Source organism: Bacteroides sp. AM16-13 (genome assembly GCF_003602705.1).
Lineage (GTDB): Bacteria > Bacteroidota > Bacteroidia > Bacteroidales > Bacteroidaceae > Bacteroides > Bacteroides xylanisolvens.
Genome location: NZ_QTLK01000010.1, coordinates 105,920 through 123,686, shown reverse-complemented (window position 1 = coordinate 123,686; position 17,767 = coordinate 105,920). Strand labels below are relative to the sequence as shown.

Annotated in this window: 7 protein-coding genes; 1 reads left to right on the top strand and 6 read right to left on the bottom strand. The window is 43.9% G+C overall.

Going from position 1 to position 17,767, the window contains the following annotated elements:
* Positions 1-129: 129 nt before the first annotated feature.
* The 6 genes from DW173_RS10400 to DW173_RS10375 form a co-directional block, all read right to left on the bottom strand.
* Positions 130-4,170 (bottom strand): two-component regulator propeller domain-containing protein, encoded by a 4,041-nt coding sequence (locus DW173_RS10400; protein WP_008646673.1) that lies wholly within the window; start codon positions 4,168-4,170, stop codon positions 130-132.
* A 201-nt stretch (positions 4,171-4,371) separates the two neighbouring features.
* Entirely contained in the window at positions 4,372-6,081 is a 1,710-nt protein-coding gene (locus DW173_RS10395; protein WP_008646674.1) for a cellulase family glycosylhydrolase, read from the bottom strand.
* 10 nt (positions 6,082-6,091) lie between these two features.
* Positions 6,092-7,891, bottom strand: a complete 1,800-nt coding sequence (locus tag DW173_RS10390; protein ID WP_120078992.1) for a hypothetical protein — start codon at positions 7,889-7,891, stop codon at positions 6,092-6,094.
* A gap of 12 nt (positions 7,892-7,903) precedes the next feature.
* Positions 7,904-9,637, bottom strand: a complete 1,734-nt coding sequence (locus tag DW173_RS10385; protein ID WP_008646681.1) for a RagB/SusD family nutrient uptake outer membrane protein — start codon at positions 9,635-9,637, stop codon at positions 7,904-7,906.
* Positions 9,638-9,664: 27 nt separating this feature from the next.
* Complete coding sequence (locus DW173_RS10380; protein ID WP_120078964.1) at positions 9,665-12,838, bottom strand: SusC/RagA family TonB-linked outer membrane protein; 3,174 nt, start codon at positions 12,836-12,838, stop codon at positions 9,665-9,667.
* A gap of 301 nt (positions 12,839-13,139) precedes the next feature.
* Complete coding sequence (locus DW173_RS10375; RefSeq protein ID WP_008646683.1) at positions 13,140-14,720, bottom strand: glycoside hydrolase family 43 protein; 1,581 nt, start codon at positions 14,718-14,720, stop codon at positions 13,140-13,142.
* Positions 14,721-14,958: 238 nt separating this feature from the next.
* Here DW173_RS10375 and DW173_RS10370 point away from each other — a divergent pair, with 238 nt between their 5' ends.
* Positions 14,959-17,319 carry a glycoside hydrolase family 3 protein gene (locus DW173_RS10370; RefSeq protein ID WP_120144410.1) on the top strand — a complete coding sequence of 787 codons (2,361 nt, stop codon included), beginning with the start codon at positions 14,959-14,961 and terminating at the stop codon, positions 17,317-17,319.
* Positions 17,320-17,767 lie beyond the last annotated feature (448 nt).

Below are 17,767 nucleotides of genomic sequence, written 5' to 3'. Positions count from 1 at the left end.
TTCAACAATATATTTTCTCATATCGCAAAAGTAAGTACTATAAATGAAAAGTTCCCCTTCTAATGTTTTACAGAAGGGGAACTTTTAAACAGTGACCGGACAATATGTTTTTTTCAGAGGTATCATTTGTTATTTCCCTTCTTTTTCCTGGTAAACGGAGGGCAAAACACCAAATTCATCCTTGAAATAACGACTGAAATATTTGGGGTTATTGAAGCCTACTTCGAAGGCTACTTCGGACACATGAAGCTGGCTTTCACGCAATAATTGCGCTGCCCGTTTCAAGCGGATCACGCGGATAAACTCAATCGGTGTCTTTCCTGTGATCTGAAGCAATTTCTTATACAAATGCACACGACTCATACCCAGCTCCCGGCTAAGTTCCTCTACCGAGAGTTCAGTACGTGACATATTATCTTCCACATACTTGATTGCTTTCTCTATCAACTTCTCATCCAATGAAGTAATCACAATCTCACTAGGCGCAGGATCAATCATTCCCTGGGTGACACGATGATAACGGCTTAGTTCGATCAGTTTACGGATACGCAATACAAGAATAGTCATATTGAAGGGCTTCGTTACATAATCGTCCGCTCCTGTCTGCAGTCCTTCCAGCTTCGCTTCGGTATTCTGCCGTGCTGTCAGCAAAATCACAGGGATATGCGCTGTGCGCTTATCTTGTTTTATCAGGCGACACAACTCATTGCCATCCATTTGGGGCATCATCACATCACTGATAACCAGATCGGGTAATTCTTCCTGCATCATCTCCCATGCTTCCTTACCATTCACAGCCAGTTTGACACGATACTGCAACTCCAGACTATAACGCATAAAGATACGGAAATCTTCATTATCATCTACTATCAGCAACAATGGGAAATTTTTGCGTTCCGTTTCCTCCCTGGCTTCCTCTTTCATCTCCTTATCTTCTTCATCCCCGGCCGACATACCCGTTTCTTCCGGCAACTGCACCTGTGTCTCCACATGTTTTACCGGAAACTGAATAACGAAAACAGACCCCATCCCTATATTATCGAATACCTTCACTTCTCCTTCATGCAAAGTGACAAAATCACGTACCAAACTCAAGCCGATACCATTTCCGGTAGTTTCCTCTACTCCCTTATGACCCGCCTGATAGAAACGTTCGAAGATATGTTCCTTGTCCACATCGCTAATTCCTATTCCGGTGTCGGCAATCTTGATTTCCAATATATCGGGAGTTCCTGCCACATGCTCTATCATCACCGTCACACGCCCTCCTTCGGGAGTAAACTTAAAAGCATTAGAAAGCAAATTCATCACAATCTTTCCTACCTTGTCAGCATCAAAAGCCATCGAGAATGTATCTATACCCGAAAAGAAAGAGAACTGAATGTGTTTCTTATCCGCCATCAACAGGAAAGAGTTGCAAACACTATGCACATACGAAATGATATCTCCTTCCGACAGAGACAACTGATGAGTACTCATTTCTCCTTTACGGAAATCGAGCAGTTGATTAACCAGATGCAACAACCGTTGTGCATTACGATACATCAATTGTAAACGTGTACTCTGCAATTCATCAGTCGTTTCCTTCAGCATGCCTTCCAAAGGAGAAATAATCAAAGTGAGCGGTGTACGCAATTCGTGGCTAACGTTCGTGAAGAAACGGAATTTCATATTATTTATTTCTTCATTCTTCGCCACCTCATTTTCTATTTGCTGAAGATGAAACTTCTCACGTTCACGTTTCAGCATCCGGTAACGCGCCAGGAAGAGCACGATAACCAAACCGACGGTATACAACAAATAAGCCCACCATGACATCCAGAAAGGAGGATTGACTACAATACCCAGCGTGGCTTCCTTTATGCCGACATAACCGTCACTATTGATCGCTTTCACTCTCAAAACGTACTTTCCCGGAGCAAGATTAGTGAAAGTCACATTGTGTACTCCTAACGGCAGGGTTAACCAGTCATTATTGAACCCTTCCAACTTATACATATATTGAGTTTTCTCCGGCAAATTATAGTTATCCGAAGCAAAAGATACACTGAAAATGTTCTGCTTATAATCGAACTCTACATTTTCTACATCGTTCAACTCTTTTTCAATCAACACTCTTCCACCATACGACTGTCCCACTTTCACAGCCTCATCAAACAGCGAAAGACCTGTAAACATCACATTAGGCAGCATTTTATTATAGCGTATATGATCCGGAGCAAAAACATTGACTCCATACAGACCACCAATCGCAATGATTCCATTGTGCAACGTCTTGATAGAACGCTGGTTAAAATCACAGTTCTGCAATCCGTCCTCACTATTGTAAGCCCTGGAATCAAAAAGATAACTCCCTTTTCCATCGGAAGCTACTGTTACCCGAATCACCTTTCTGCTGGTCGATACCCACATATTACGCTCCTGATCTTCCGTAATTGCTGCAATAAAATTTCCTTTAGCTTCTGCAACAAAAGACAGACCAAGAAATACATGGCGTCTCGTATCATACACATTCAATCCCTCACGGGTAGCAATCCATACCAATCCCCGGCTATCCTTATATACATGATTAACCGCATCATTCGATAACTTGACATTACCGCTCTGGCCTTGAATCTTTTTTATTTCTCGAGTACGCATATCCATCATGCCTACTCCCTGATTGGCAGTTCCGAAAAACAATGTATTATTATCTACCCAACACAAAGAGGTTACATTATTCTCCAACAAAGCCGAGTTACTACTGGTATAAGTTTCAAAAGTACCGGACACAGGTTCTAAACATTGCAAACCACCTCCCAATGAAGCAATCCAGATTCTTCCCTTATCATCCTCCACCAATGCCCAGACATTATTACTCGCCAAAGCGTTTCCGACACCCTCCTTATAAGAACGTATCTGGGAACCATTCATACAATACAATCCCCCATTAAATGTCCCGACCCATAATTTACCATCTTTTGACTTCAGCATAGATACAACCGGATTCGGCAACTGTCCTTCGGCATCTCGCCAGAAAGGTTCAGCCTTTCCTGTAGAGCGATTCCACAAAAGAATCCCATGGTCATTTGTTCCTAGCCACAGCCTGTTTTCATCCGCCTGTTCTATGCAAGTTATATCTCCCCATTCATACATATTGAATTTAAAGATACTTTCACTATAATAAGATACTCCTTTCTTATAAGTGCCTACCCACATGATACCATCCCTATCAGCATATAAGTCATAAATGGTATTATGAGGTAAACTCCGTCCATTGTCATCGTGGGCAACAAGAGAAGTTACTTTCCCCGTTTCCTTCTCAAGCACGTCTATACCGTCATAATCTTTTCCAACCCAAATCCTGCCTTCTATATCCTGTGCCACCGCATGAATAATTACGTCCGGACGTGACGACCAAATAGCGGTCAAATCTGTCCGCCAACTTTTTGTTCCACAATCATACGCCCAGATTCCCATAAGACTGTATGCCCAGATACAATTGTCTCTGTCTACAAAGAGCGAAAACTCTATTGTCTTTCCTGCCGGAATATATTTTTTTATTTCATCAGACTTCCATTTTATTGCCAATGTGGCACGATCCAGACAGACAAGCAGTCCTGTATTATAAATCAACAAAAGTCCGTCACTACACTCCGCTATTTGTGTCACTCCATGCTCCGGCAATGAATGTTCCACATACGAAAAAAAAAGTCTCTTCCCACCTTCCTTATAACGGTAGCATCCTTCACCTGCCACACTAAGGCATGTATTCCCTTCCCGGTCTACAAAGACCTGTTCCGGAACTCCTCCTGACTCGAGATTCTTCATGAATCCGGTAACATCGGTGATAAAACAATCCTGTTCTTTATCAAACAACACATAGCCTCGGCCCGTATTTACCCAAAACCGTCCATCAGGCATTTCCACAATATCAGTGATATAATTATCCGGTAAAGATCCCGGATCATTCTCGGCATGCTGGTAAATCTTAAAAGTATATCCATCATAGCGGTTCAGTCCGGTAGTCGTACCAAACCACATGAATCCATCACGATCTTTACAAATAGTGTTTACAGAGTTATTAGACAGCCCATCCGATACTTCCAGATGCTTAAACTGATAGGATTGCGCAACCACCATCCACGAAGAGAGAAGTAAAACAAACAATAAAAGGTTCTTTCTTATCATGTTTTTCAGATTTGTACAAAGAAAATAAAATATTACCAAACAGCCAAGAAAAAGAGCCTGCGAAAGCCTTTACTCATCGGTAATTTAGAAAAAAGTGAAGGGGCTACAAAAAAACAAACGGTCTGAACAGAGATTCCCGCCCAGACCGTCCTTATGTTTTATTAATACTCAATAGAAACAACAGAGCAACTCTAATCCGGACTATTCTGTCGCGAGTCCCTCTATCAGACCGTTATACTCCAAATTGTCATAAATGTCCAACGTATTGCGATTCAAAATACCGTCCCCACGATCCCAATAGAATGGAACCAGTCCATGAGCACGCGCCTGGCGTACTACACATCTGTCGAACGCCGCACGCGACAAGTCATGTCCTCTTTGGGCTTCTTCATCCGACAGTTGACGACGGATAGCCGCAAACTCACCGATGAGTACCGGAATATTCTGTTCTACAAACCGGGTCTTCAGTTTCTGAAATTGAGCTTTCATATATTCCTCTCCGCCAATATTGTCCCAACGACCTTCGTAATTGCCAACAGCATACCCGCGATTCTCTTCTCCCCAGAAATAGAAAGCCTTTCCCCAACTCTCATCTTTCTCCATGCCGCAGAACTGCCACGAACTGTAATAATGTACTTCAACAATCATACGTCCGTCCGTCGGATCTTCGGGCAATCGGTCCATCCATCGAATAGTCTTGTCAATATCCGTAGCAGGTCCCTGTACTATGAGATTACGATACACATTTTTCCCTCCTGTAGCACGAACGGCATCTACAAATGTCTGTTCATACTGTAGCAGTACTGTCATATCATCGACATCCTCAACATTCGGTTCGTTGCAGCCAGCAAAAATCAGACGCTCGTCATAGTTTCTGAAGAAAGTAGCAATCTGTTGCCACAAAGCTCGTTGTTTTTGGTCTACAGCTTTATTATATCCGTTTGGAATATCATTCTCCAACCAACCTCCGTCCCAATGAATATTAAGAATAGCATACAGTTCGTTATCCACACAATAGTCTACCACTTCCTTCACACGGTTGAGCCATGACGCCTGTATTTCATAGCTACCATCACTTACCAAATAATCATTCCAGGCACAAGGAATACGTACCGCACTGAATCCAAGCTCCTTTATCTTGGTAATCATGGCTTTGGTAGTAGCCGGATTTCCCCAGGCGGTTTCTCCACCGACAGCTTCCAGCGAATTACCCAGATTCCATCCAATCGCAATTTCCTTCATCAATTCCATCGCATTCTTCTCCATGCCTGTCATATCTGCTTCTGGTATCGAAGAAACCTGTTGAATCACGGTAACCGATTCTATAATGTCATTCAGCATGAATGTGATAACGGCTGTACGAGCTTCATTACCAACGTTAGGATCGGCGGTAAATGTCTCCACCTTTTCAGTCAGAGCACGTGAAGAATTATGATGAAGCCATCCGGCATCAACCGTTATCTCATAATCTCCGGATGCCTGTATCTTAATAGAAAAGTTTTCCCCTTCACCGGCAACAGTCACTTCGTGTGTTTCCGCTACTAAAAGGTCACTGGCGAGCTGATTCACCTGTACCACCTCATTCATTTCACTTCCTGTCACCTTAATCGTAGTCGAACGGGATTCCGTATCAGGATTGGCAGTTACACTGACTAGATACTTGCCAGTCTTTTTCGAGTCCGATTCCTGCCGGGTGATGCTGCACCACTCCGGCGAATCCGACACTACTTCATAAGACACGTTTGATTGTATATAGAGTAAAGTCTCGCTTTGGCTCTTACCGAAAGTCAATTCTTGCTTTGAGATTGTAATGAAAGGAGTTCCCGCTACTTCATCTTCCGTACAGGAAATAAGCAAAATACCTGCCAGACAGAAAACATAATACGTCCAAAGACAACAAATCTTATTCATACTCATTCAATTACAAGATTTTTAAAGTATCTATAGTAACGTTCACTTTATCCGGTTCTGCAATGTCACTGAACATATCAATGATATCAATCACGAATACGATTACACCGTTATAGGCCGCTTCCGGTTTAATGTTGATAGTATAAGTACCGTTGCCTTTCACCTTTACATCACTCGTGCCTGAATAACTAGGCCACCAACCACTTGCCGTACACATCAGACCTGCATTATATTCCTTGGTGGCCGCATCGCCACTCAATCCGCTAATAGTAAAAGTCAGCTCCATTGAATAGTCGAACACAATGCTTGCCGGATCAACCGGAGATGCAGATGCAGTCTGACCATATTGATTGTACAGTTCGATACGAAAATTATTCTTATCGTTCTCCAGATGTCCCCACACCAATTTATGGTTGTCAACAGTAATAGTGGTTGCCTCCGGTTCGGAGCTTCCTCCGGCATTGGGCACAAAGTGATAAGCCTGATATTCATCTTTTTCAGAGCTGCGCGCACCAAGCCACATACCTATCACCGATCCTCCTGCACTCTCGATGCGGAGGATGCGAAGCTGGTTGTTAGCATCTGCTCCAAACATAATATCACCGCCACCGATGTGACAGGCAGGCAAGGCTGAACTGAAGGTGTAAATGCCTTTTTTATCCAAACTATAGGTTCCGTCCGAAGAAGTACCATCAGGCAGAACAAGAGAATAGGTCATTGTACTTGAATTCAAAGTCAACGCAAGTTTTTCCAATCCGCTGACCGGAGTTGCCCACTCGGGATAGTTACCGGCTGTAAAGTTATTCATTAAGCTACCATCCAGGTTTGCCCAGTCGAACGGAACATCAGGCGACATCGTCCATTTGATTTCGGTAGTCACGACTTCCGATACCATGTCTTCCCATCCGTCAGGCAATGCAGGTTCCGGATCTGGCCTATCTTCAGGCACATAATTGTCGGCATATTCTTTCGAAACAAAGTTCCATACCAGCCACCAGGGTCCTTCGCTATTGTCACGCATCACCCCGATACGCATGTGATTCTCATCCAGTTCGAGCAACTTCAGATTCCGGTTCCAATTCGTACTTCTGTCCGACCATGAGGGCGTGTGCAACAGTTCACAGTCGGTAAACGTGATGGTATGATCGTCTACATTGAGCATAAATGTACCTACGGCTGTGCTCTGTGAAGAAGAATTATAAACTGTCACGTTCGCTCCGCCGGTCAGACCGAAAGTCATCGTACTCTCCCAAATGGCATCATCTCCCGAATGACCAACGCCCGGATCCCAGTTGGCACTCCAGTTGTTCCACTCTACGGTCGTGCTTGGATCAGCATAAGTCACTTCACCCGCAGCAAATCCATACGAACCGTTATCGAAAATCCAAACCTTCTCATTGTTGACTCCTCCCGACAAATAAGTCCATAAGGCATCATTCACAAATTCGGCACAGAAGCTGTCGATGGTAAACTTAGCAGCGGGACCATACACTATTCCGGCTCGTGTCTGTACACCGAACTTCACGCTATACTCTCCCTCAAACGGTATCTGCAACTTAACTTCCGCACTCTGACTCCGTCCTTGCGGATGTTCCCAACATACCTGATAATTTGAAGGCATCAGACTTTTCAGATAAACAATATTCGGATTCACCGCATCATGTGTGATCGAAAAAGCAATTCCTTCGGCCAGGTCATCCGAAACGATATCCTGACTTCCCAATTCATAAGTTTCGGGAGTACATGCCGACAACAATGTGACGAGCGTTGCCAGCAATGCTATATATAATTTTGATACAATCTTATTCATAACTTCCATTTTTTAATACCAACCTACATTCTGTTTCAAAACGCCATTCGAAAGTATAATCTGATTATTCGGAATTTGAGAAAAACCTCGCTTGCCGATAATATTCGAAGCTGTAATGCTTACATCCTCGGGATTTCCCCCGCTGACAACCGACGTAGTACCTGCAATCTGCGAAGCGGCATAATCCACACCCTGACGCAGTAGATCCCAGTAACGCTGTCCTTCAAAAGCAAACTCCAGCATACGCTCTTTTATTATATTTTCTTTTGTGACCGCAACTTCCCGATAATCATTTGAAACCGACAAGTTTCCCTCACCATCATTCAATGTATAAGCACGCTGGCGTACCTGATTGAAATATGCCTGTGCGTTCGGACTTCCTAATTCAGCAGCCATTAACAACACATCAGCATAGCGCATCACAATGAAATCCTGATATTGTGAAATCTGGAAATCGCCTTCACCTAAACCAGAAATTTCATCAGTAATCGACCATGCACCAGACTTTTCATCTTTAACCCATTTCGACATCGGAGTATATTTCTTTACCGTATATCCGGTGTATTCACGTTGATCGGCATACGATTTTGCATATTCCGAATCATCGGTGATACCTTCACTATCCAAATTGATGATAGAAGCTTCACGACGTGCATCACCCGTACCATAGACAGTCCACATTTTAGGATTGACCGTGCATCCTCCCCATCCTCTTCCGTAAGGTGCATGATTCAGATAACTACGTATCCCCATGTAGACCAGCCAGCGGTTTCCATCATTATTTCCATCATAATCTTGCGTATAATTAAATTTCTGTGCCAATACCACCTCCATATTACCTTTTCCGGCATAGGTCTTAGTCTGTGTATAATCACCTGTCGCCGCATTTCGGCTCCATGAAGTGGAAGCAGCCGGCCACAAGTTTTTGAATTCTCCAACCAGCCCGTAGCCTTCAGTTTCTGCTACAGAGATAAAATTTTCCAGTCCCTGCAATACCGAAGCTTTGGTGACACCTTCTACCTGAGGTTCTTTGCCGTAATAGCCTGTATAAAACAAGTAAACGCGAGCTAACAGCGCTTCAGCAGCAAACTTGGTTATATGACCGTCATTCGAAGCAGCCGCACTTTTAGGATATGCGCCTGCCGGAATATTATCCGCAGCAAATTTAAGATCGCTGAAGATAAGATTGTACACCTCTTCCGGGTTGGCTTGTGCACGGTTCTCATTCACAGGTTCGGTGAATAAGGGAATATTTTCCCAAAGACGGACCATATCGAAATAGCACAAGGCACGTAAGGCACGACATTCACCCATATAAGTATTTCTCGTCTGGTCACTTGTCCAGGATATCTGACCTTCATGAGCCAGAAGTTCATTGCATCGATACACTGCCGCATAATAGTTAGTCCATTCCGTTTCCAACAAGTTCATATCGGAAGGAGACTGAGTGGCATCGAAGCGATCTATCACCTGATAGTTACGAGCGTCAGTATTTCCCATACCGGCAAAACACTCGTCCGCCATGACTTGCGAAGCAAAATAAAAGGCACATGCCTGACTGGACGTAGTACACTGCCAGCCATCATAACAACCTATCAATGCTCGCCACGCATCACTCTCCGTCCTGTAGAAATTGCCGGTAGTAGATTCTTTTTTCGATTCTACATCCAAAAAGCCTGCCGTACATGCCGTAAGTGACATCACAGCTAGTACCATTCCCACTATATATAATTTCATATTATTCATATTCTCTGATTTTTTTAAGGTTATAAATTAGAACTTCAGATTGACACCAACGAGGAATGTACGCGGACGAGGATAATACCCCAGGTCGATACCCGATACCCAGTCGGAGGTTCCGTAACCAATTTCGGGATCCATACCATCGTATTTGGTGAAAGTAAACGCATTCTGTACCTGAACATACAAACGGGCCTGACTGATAACTTTGAGTTTAATCAGCTTGGCAAAATCGTAGCCCAAGGTGATGTTGCTGATACGCAGATAGTCACCGTCTTGCAGGTAGAGGTCGGAAAATTGCCAGTTGATATTAGTGTCCGTCACACGAGGCATCCGGTTGGAAGTTCCTTCTCCGGTCCAGCGATTCAGGATGGCAGTCGTATAGTTAGCCTTGCTATTGGCATGATTACGGTACGATTGCACAATCTGATTGCCAGCGGCTCCATAGGCTACCAATGAGAAATCAAAGTTTTTGTAGTTAAATCCGACATTGAATCCGTAAGTAAAATCAGGAGTACCATTGCCCAAATCCACCTTATCGTTATCGTCGATAATTCCATCCTGATTCTGGTCTACATAGATAACGTCACCCGCTTGTGCGTCGGCCTGCAGGATGCCATGCTTTCCGTCGGCATTCCAGTTGGCAATCTGTTCTTTGTTCTGGAAGATACCGGCAGTTTCGTATCCCCAAAAGTAACCGATAGCATGACCGTTTTGTGCCCGGTAGAACTCCGGTGTATTATCATACAACATATTGATTTTGCCGTGAATGATACCATCTTCAGTAGGAATATTCCCTACCTTATTCTTGTTATATGCACCGTTCACACCAATATTATAATTGAAGTCCTTACCTGCCCGGTCATTCCAGGTTAAAGCCAGTTCAATACCTGTATTCTTCACATCGCCGCCGTTGATAAAAGGTGCACCCGTTCCTGCCGTAGCCAGAATAGGAGCTTCCACCAGCCAATCTTTGGTTGTCTTGATATAGAAATCGGCGGTCAAACTCAAACGGCTTTTTAAGAAACGTGCATCAATACCTATATTAGTCTGTTCCGAAGTCTCCCAAGTTACACTCTCATTGGCCAGACGGCTGGGATATGCACCCCAGTAACCAGACTGTGCCGGAGCACCATCGGCTGTTCCGAAAATGTAATGGGTATTGGAAGAGGTGATAGGAGCCGTATACTGGTAATTATCGATATTCTGATTGCCGACTTGCCCCCAACTTGCACGCAACTTCAGATAATCAAGCCAATTTTGAGTATTCTGCATGAACTTTTCATTTGAGAGAGTCCATCCTGCAGATATAGATGGAAATACACCGTAACGGTTGCCACGTGCAAACTTCGATGAGCCATCAGCACGCAAGGTAGCATTCAGCATATAGGTTTCCTTCCAGTTCCATCCAAAACGTCCAAAGTAAGAAACAGAGCGACTTTCATCATGCGGATATCCATCGACAGACATTCCGTCGTCGGCGCTCGAAGCTGTACCATTACCTACATAGGCATGATCCCAATCGTCAAAGCCTTCTCTCAATGCTCCGGTTTTGGCCTGCAGATAAGTACCAGAATAGCGATATACTTCCATTCCGACTAAAGCATTGAATGCATGTTTGGCGCATGTCCAGTCATAAGCAGCCGTATTAGTCCAGGTCATTCCTAAAGAATGATTCATATTTTGGGTGGCTGATGTACGGGTCGTATTATAAGTATAAATTGAGAATTGATAAAGCGGATTGAAACTACGGTATTCCGAAGAACCGTACACTGCTCCGAATACGCTTCTCAACTTCAAGTTCCTGACCGGTTGCAGTTCGGCATATACATTGCCGGAGAATGTGGCCGTCTTGTTCTCGTTGTTGCTGTTGGTCATCATTGAACCGTAAGGATTGCCGTCACCGTTATACCAATCGGAGTTCGATGTATCGTTATAAGAAGAATCATAAGCATTATTATCGCTATAGATTGGAGCAAGCGGCGAAGTGGCAAATGCACCGCGCAAAGTATTGTTATATTGGTCGGATACTGAAATGCCATTGTTCATTTTGTAGACGAAGCTGACCTGCTCGCCCACTTTCAGCAAATCCGAATCCTTGAATATCTTATGCTCGGAATTGATGCGGAAATTGTAACGTTCATAGTTCGAAACGTCCTTACCGCCCACTATTCCTTCCTGACTCATATACCCCAACGATAAGGCATAAGTGGAAGTCTGCGAACCTCCGGTGATACCCAATGTATAACTCTGCGTTCTGGTATTATCTTTAAACATCGAGTCTATCCAGTCCGTGTCGTGTACATTTCCATTAGCATCATAAATACTCCGAAATGAACTCCAATCATAAGGTGTATTTCCGGAATTAACAGCCTGCTCGTCCATAATGGTCATGTATTCTTTTGCGTTCAGCATATTTATCTTCCGGGCCACTGTCTGTACACCGTAATAGGCATCAAAGGAAATTTGCGCCTTTCCTTCCTTGCCCGATTTTGTGGTAATCAACACTACACCATTGGCAGCCTGAGCACCATAAATAGCTGCCGAAGCTGCATCCTTTAATATATCGATACTTTCTATATCGGCAGGATTCAAGGTGGAAATATCACCGCCCACACCATCAATAAGATACAGTGGACTAGAATTTCCGACAGTACCCAGACCACGAATACTGACTTTCATGTCCGAGCCCGGCTGGCCGGAAGTAGAAGAGATATTCACCCCAGGTGTCTGTCCTTGCATCCCCTGCAAAGGGCTATTGGTATTCATCTTGGCAAGACTCTCACCCTTCACCTGCACCGTTGCACCGGTCACCAGTTTCTTTTTCTGCACACCATAACCCACCACCACTACTTCATCAAGAATTTCGGTATCTTCCTTTAATATTACATTGAGCGATTTCTGATCCGTCACAACGATTTCCTGCGTAACGTATCCTATATAAGAGAAGACTAAAGTCTGTCCGGACACCACATTCAGCTTGAAGTTTCCATCCATATCGGTGATTGTTCCATTGGCTGTCTCCTTCACCAAGACACTAACCCCCACCAAAGGCAACTCATCAGTGCCCGAGATAACTACACCACTGACAGTTGAAGTTTGCGAAGGAACAGCCTTCACAGACATTATCGGCAAACACAACAGAATGATTACCGCAAAGCTAAAGAGATGCACAAATGTGCATTTTAAAGAAAAGTGTTTACTCATGGTATATTGTTTAATAGTTAATTTAAAACACATGATATAAAAGAGGTAGTCAATAACCCCAGCATAAATATGACTCGTTTAATACCCGATGGACTAAATAATCCATCATTGAATGACTGTTTTTCCATATTCTTCATATACTATTAGATTAAATTTAAAATCGTTAACCTCGTCTCATCAAAACATATTTCGTTTCTACGCCACAAAATTATGTATTCGGCATGTAACTTCACCTCTGTAATGTTATTCATATAGGGAGCGTTTTGGAAACGATGGGGTGAATTTGTTTTATAAAGGGGATTCATTTGTTTTCTCCCTGTTTCCCTTTATACTTAAAACACTCAAAATCAGCATACATCTTTGATTCCTTAGAAACCGATACAGCGTAAAGTCCCAAGACAACTCCGGTAAATCCACCTGCTGTTTCAGTACTTAGATAACGCGTGTTCATCTTACCCAGGTCATAATATATTCCATTCACTTTATAACCGAAATAATAGAAATTGATATCCGACTTCACCACCAATTCCACTTCACCATCCGCCGGCAGAGAAACTTCTTTGGCACAATGGGTAATCTCTCCTAGTTTATATCGCAAGCCAACAGAACGTTTCCGATCTTTATCCTGGCGGACAAATAAATCGTAGTGAGAATGAAACTCCATAAAGACGGAAATTCCCGCTTCATCATTCGCTCCGGCTTTCTGCAAGACTACCGGAACGGATGCTTCCATATCAAAATGCTCTTGCCGCAAGGCGACAAAGGTAGGGCTTTTCCAGTCGCTTAACGTAACGGGGGTCGCTATCAAACGAAGTTTTCCATCTTTGGTAAAAGTATAATTCTTCGCTTCGGGATTTTGCAGATGAATCCATTCGGGAGAAAGTCGTCCTTCTTTAAAGTCTATTCGTTCCGGTCTGCCTTTCATTTCCTGTTGAGGCAGGGTAGGCACGTCCATCTTCAAAGAAATGGTTCCGTTACCATTGACTACAGGCCAAGCGTCCTTATCCCACCGCACCGGAGCCAGATAAGTTTCACGACCTAACGTATGATGCATACCCGGCATCACTCTGTACGCCAGACAAACCATCCACCAGGAACCATCAGTACCTTCCACTAGGTCGGCATGTCCGGTTCCCTGAATCGGACTGGATTGTCCCGACTCGTTGGCATGAGTCAGAATAGGATTTGCCGGATTTCCCTGATAAGGGCCGTCTATGTAACGGCTGCGGGCAATGGTTACTTTATGTCCCAATTCCGTACCGCCCTCCGAAATCAGCAGATAGTACCAGCCGTCTTTCTTATAAATGTGCGGACCTTCGGCATATCTGCCTCCGGTGCCGTTCCATATTCTTTTGGAAGAAGAAAGCTGTTTGCCTGTCATGGGATCAATCTCACACAGGTTGATGTACCCATCCGGATTGCTGACCATAAAACATTTGCCGTCTTCAAAATAAAGCGAAGGATCGATGCCTCCTTGCTCCAACCAAACTGGTTCGGACCATTCGCCATGGGGATCGGTGGTATGCACCAAAAAGTTTCCCTTGCCGGAGACATTGGTAGTAATCATATAGAATATTCCATCGTTGTAGCGGATGGTAGGAGCAAAAATACCGCTTCCCGAATTGGCATCAGCCAGATTGAGTTGGGACGGACGGGTCAGACAGTTTCCTATCTGCTCCCAATGCACAAGGTCTTTACTGTGAAACAAAGGCACTCCGGGAAAATATTGAAAACTGCTGTTGACCAGGTAATAATCATCCCCTGCCTTACAAACACTCGGATCAGGATGGAAACCGGAGATTACAGGGTTATTGTACCCCTGTGCCGATACCTCGCATACGGAACAAAGTAAGATGGAAATAAGAAATAAAGCGTTTCGCATATTATATAATTTAAGAGTTAAACATCTTCTGTCAGCCGACAGTACAAAAGTAGATGTTTTTCACCAGAGAAATACGGTATTTCGTTCACACCCGGTCTGCCAAATGTTTTACTCATACGCACAGAATGTATCTTATTGGGGCATGATTTGTATTCAATTGCATTTCGCCCTTTCGGGTGATTGCAAATCTTCCTACATTTGTAATAGGATTTAAGTCTTACTCTAAAAATATCAACTCATGAAAAGCATTAAGAAAATGGTATTAGTATCAGCCTTTGCCGGTACTTGTCTTGCGCCCCATGCACAGACAACCTCTCCTGCCATCCCGGCTGATCCGGCTATTGAAGCTAACATCCGGGAATGGCTTCAGAAAATGACTCTCGAACAAAAGATCGGTCAGATGTGTGAAATCACCATTGATGTGGTTTCTGATCTTGAAACCAGTCGCAAAAAGGGGTTCTGCCTTAGCGAGGCAATGCTCGACACTGTTATCGGCAAATATAAAGTAGGCTCCCTGTTGAATGTTCCTTTAGGGGTAGCACAAAAAAAGGAGAAGTGGGCGGAAGCTATCAAACAGATACAGGAAAAATCGATGAAGGAGATCGGTATTCCCTGCATCTATGGGGTAGATCAGATTCATGGAACGACTTACACATTGGACGGAACGATGTTTCCGCAAGGCATCAACATGGGAGCCACCTTCAACCGCGAGCTAACGAGAAGAGGTGCCGAAATCTCCGCTTATGAAACCAAAGCAGGCTGCATCCCCTGGACGTTCGCCCCAGTAGTCGACTTAGGCCGCGACCCGCGCTGGGCACGTATGTGGGAGAATTATGGTGAAGATTGTTATGTAAACGCAGAAATGGGTGTATCGGCCGTGAAAGGTTTTCAGGGAGAAGACCCGAACCGTATCGGAGAATACCATGTAGCTGCGTGCATGAAGCATTATATGGGTTACGGTGTACCTGTTTCCGGTAAAGACCGTACTCCGTCTTCCATCTCACGCAGTGATATGCGTGAAAAACATTTCGCTCCTTTCCTTGCCGCTGTATGTCAGGGTGCATTGAGCGTAATGGTAAACTCCGGTGTTGACAACGGACTGCCATTTCACGCCAACCGTGAGTTGCTGACCGAATGGCTGAAAGAAGACTTGAAGTGGGACGGACTGATTGTTACAGACTGGGCGGACATTAACAATCTCTGTACCCGGGATCACATCGCTGCCACCAAGAAAGAGGCTGTCAAGATTGCCATCAATGCCGGTATCGATATGTCGATGGTTCCATACGAAGTGAGTTTCTGCGATTATCTGAAAGAGTTGATTGAAGAAGGAGAGGTATCGATGGAACGCATCAACGATGCAGTAGCCCGTGTGTTGCGTCTGAAATATCGTCTGGGATTGTTCGACCATCCGTATTGGGATATTAAGAAGTATGACAAGTTCGGTTCTAAGGAATTTGCAGCTGTTGCTTTGCAGGCCGCCGAGGAATCGGAAGTGTTGCTAAAGAATGACGGAAATATCCTGCCGATAGCGAAAGGCAAAAAGATTCTTCTGACCGGGCCGAACGCAAACTCGATGCGTTGTCTGAATGGCGGATGGTCGTATAGTTGGCAAGGACACGTTGCCGATGAATATGCACAGGCATATCATACCATCTACGAGGCTTTGTGTGAGAAATATGGAAAAGAGAATATTATCTATGAACCGGGAGTGACCTACGCCCCTTATAAGAACGATAACTGGTGGGAAGAGAACAAACCGGAAATTGAAAAACCGGTGGCAGCGGCAGCACAAGCGGATATTATCATCGCCTGCATCGGCGAAAACTCTTATTGCGAAACTCCGGGTAACCTGACTGATCTTACATTATCGGAAAACCAACGAAATCTGGTGAAGGCTCTGGCTGGTACGGGCAAACCTATTGTCCTGATTCTGAATCAGGGACGTCCGCGCATTATCAACGATATAGTGCCTTTAGCTAAAGCGGTTGTCAACATCATGTTGCCAAGCAATTACGGTGGCGATGCACTTGCTAACTTATTGGCCGGTGATGCCAACTTCAGTGGAAAAATGCCGTTCACCTATCCCCGACTAATCAATGCCTTGGCGACTTATGACTACAAGCCTTGCGAAAACATGGGGCAAATGGGAGGTAACTACAATTATGACTCGGTGATGGATATTCAATGGCCGTTCGGTTTCGGATTAAGTTATACTAATTATAAGTACAGCAACCTAAAAGTAAATAAACCGACTTTTAATGCTGACGATGAATTGATATTCACAGTTGACGTAACCAACACGGGCAAAGTTGCCGGAAAAGAGAGTGTGTTATTGTTCTCTAAGGACTTAGTGGCAAGCAGTACACCGGACAATATTCGTTTACGAAACTTCGAAAAGATTTCTCTGAAGCCGGGAGAAACAAAGACTGTTACGCTGAAACTGAAAGGAAGCGATCTGGCATTTGTAGGATATGACGGTAAATGGAGACTGGAAAAAGGAGATTTCAAGATTAAATGTGGTGACCAATGGATGGATATTGTATGCGATCAGACGAAGGTGTGGAATACTCCGAATAAGAATACGCTCCACAAGTAAATCTCTTTTTATATATTTCTATATAAACATCTTCATATTAGGATCTTCTTCCTATATAAAAATACACATTCCTCTATCAGATAGAACAAGGCATACAAATACCTCAAACAAGTAGGAATACTTTGCTTTTCTCCCTGATATAGTTTATCTTTGCTACCGATATAGTACATTCTTCATGGCCGTGGCGAATTCCTACCACGGCCGTGGAAAGATACTACCACAGCCATGAAGAGATCTCTCCACGGCCGTGGGAAACTAATGATAAAGGCACCGGAAGACAACTATCCCTATGCCTTAGTCTAAGAATAAAGGCAGGATAACTTATAAAAGCCGCTTGATAACAAACAAACAACAGCTATATAACACCCTCCCCCCTAAGTCCGAAGATGATCGATTAGCTTCGCAACAACAAAAAACAATGTCCTTATAGGCTTGCAACGGTAAATTA

Bases quoted from the DNA above. Each gene is read 5' to 3' on its own strand.
- DW173_RS10400 (WP_008646673.1), bottom strand. From the start codon at position 4,170: ATGATAAGAAAGAACCTTTTATTGTTTGTTTTACTTCTCTCTTCGTGG.
- DW173_RS10370 (WP_120144410.1), top strand. From the start codon at position 14,959: ATGAAAAGCATTAAGAAAATGGTATTAGTATCAGCCTTTGCCGGTACT.
- DW173_RS10375 (WP_008646683.1), bottom strand. From the start codon at position 14,720: ATGCGAAACGCTTTATTTCTTATTTCCATCTTACTTTGTTCCGTATGC.
- DW173_RS10385 (WP_008646681.1), bottom strand. From the start codon at position 9,637: ATGAATAATATGAAATTATATATAGTGGGAATGGTACTAGCTGTGATG.
- DW173_RS10380 (WP_120078964.1), bottom strand. From the start codon at position 12,838: ATGAGTAAACACTTTTCTTTAAAATGCACATTTGTGCATCTCTTTAGC.
- DW173_RS10390 (WP_120078992.1), bottom strand. From the start codon at position 7,891: ATGAATAAGATTGTATCAAAATTATATATAGCATTGCTGGCAACGCTC.
- DW173_RS10395 (WP_008646674.1), bottom strand. From the start codon at position 6,081: ATGAATAAGATTTGTTGTCTTTGGACGTATTATGTTTTCTGTCTGGCA.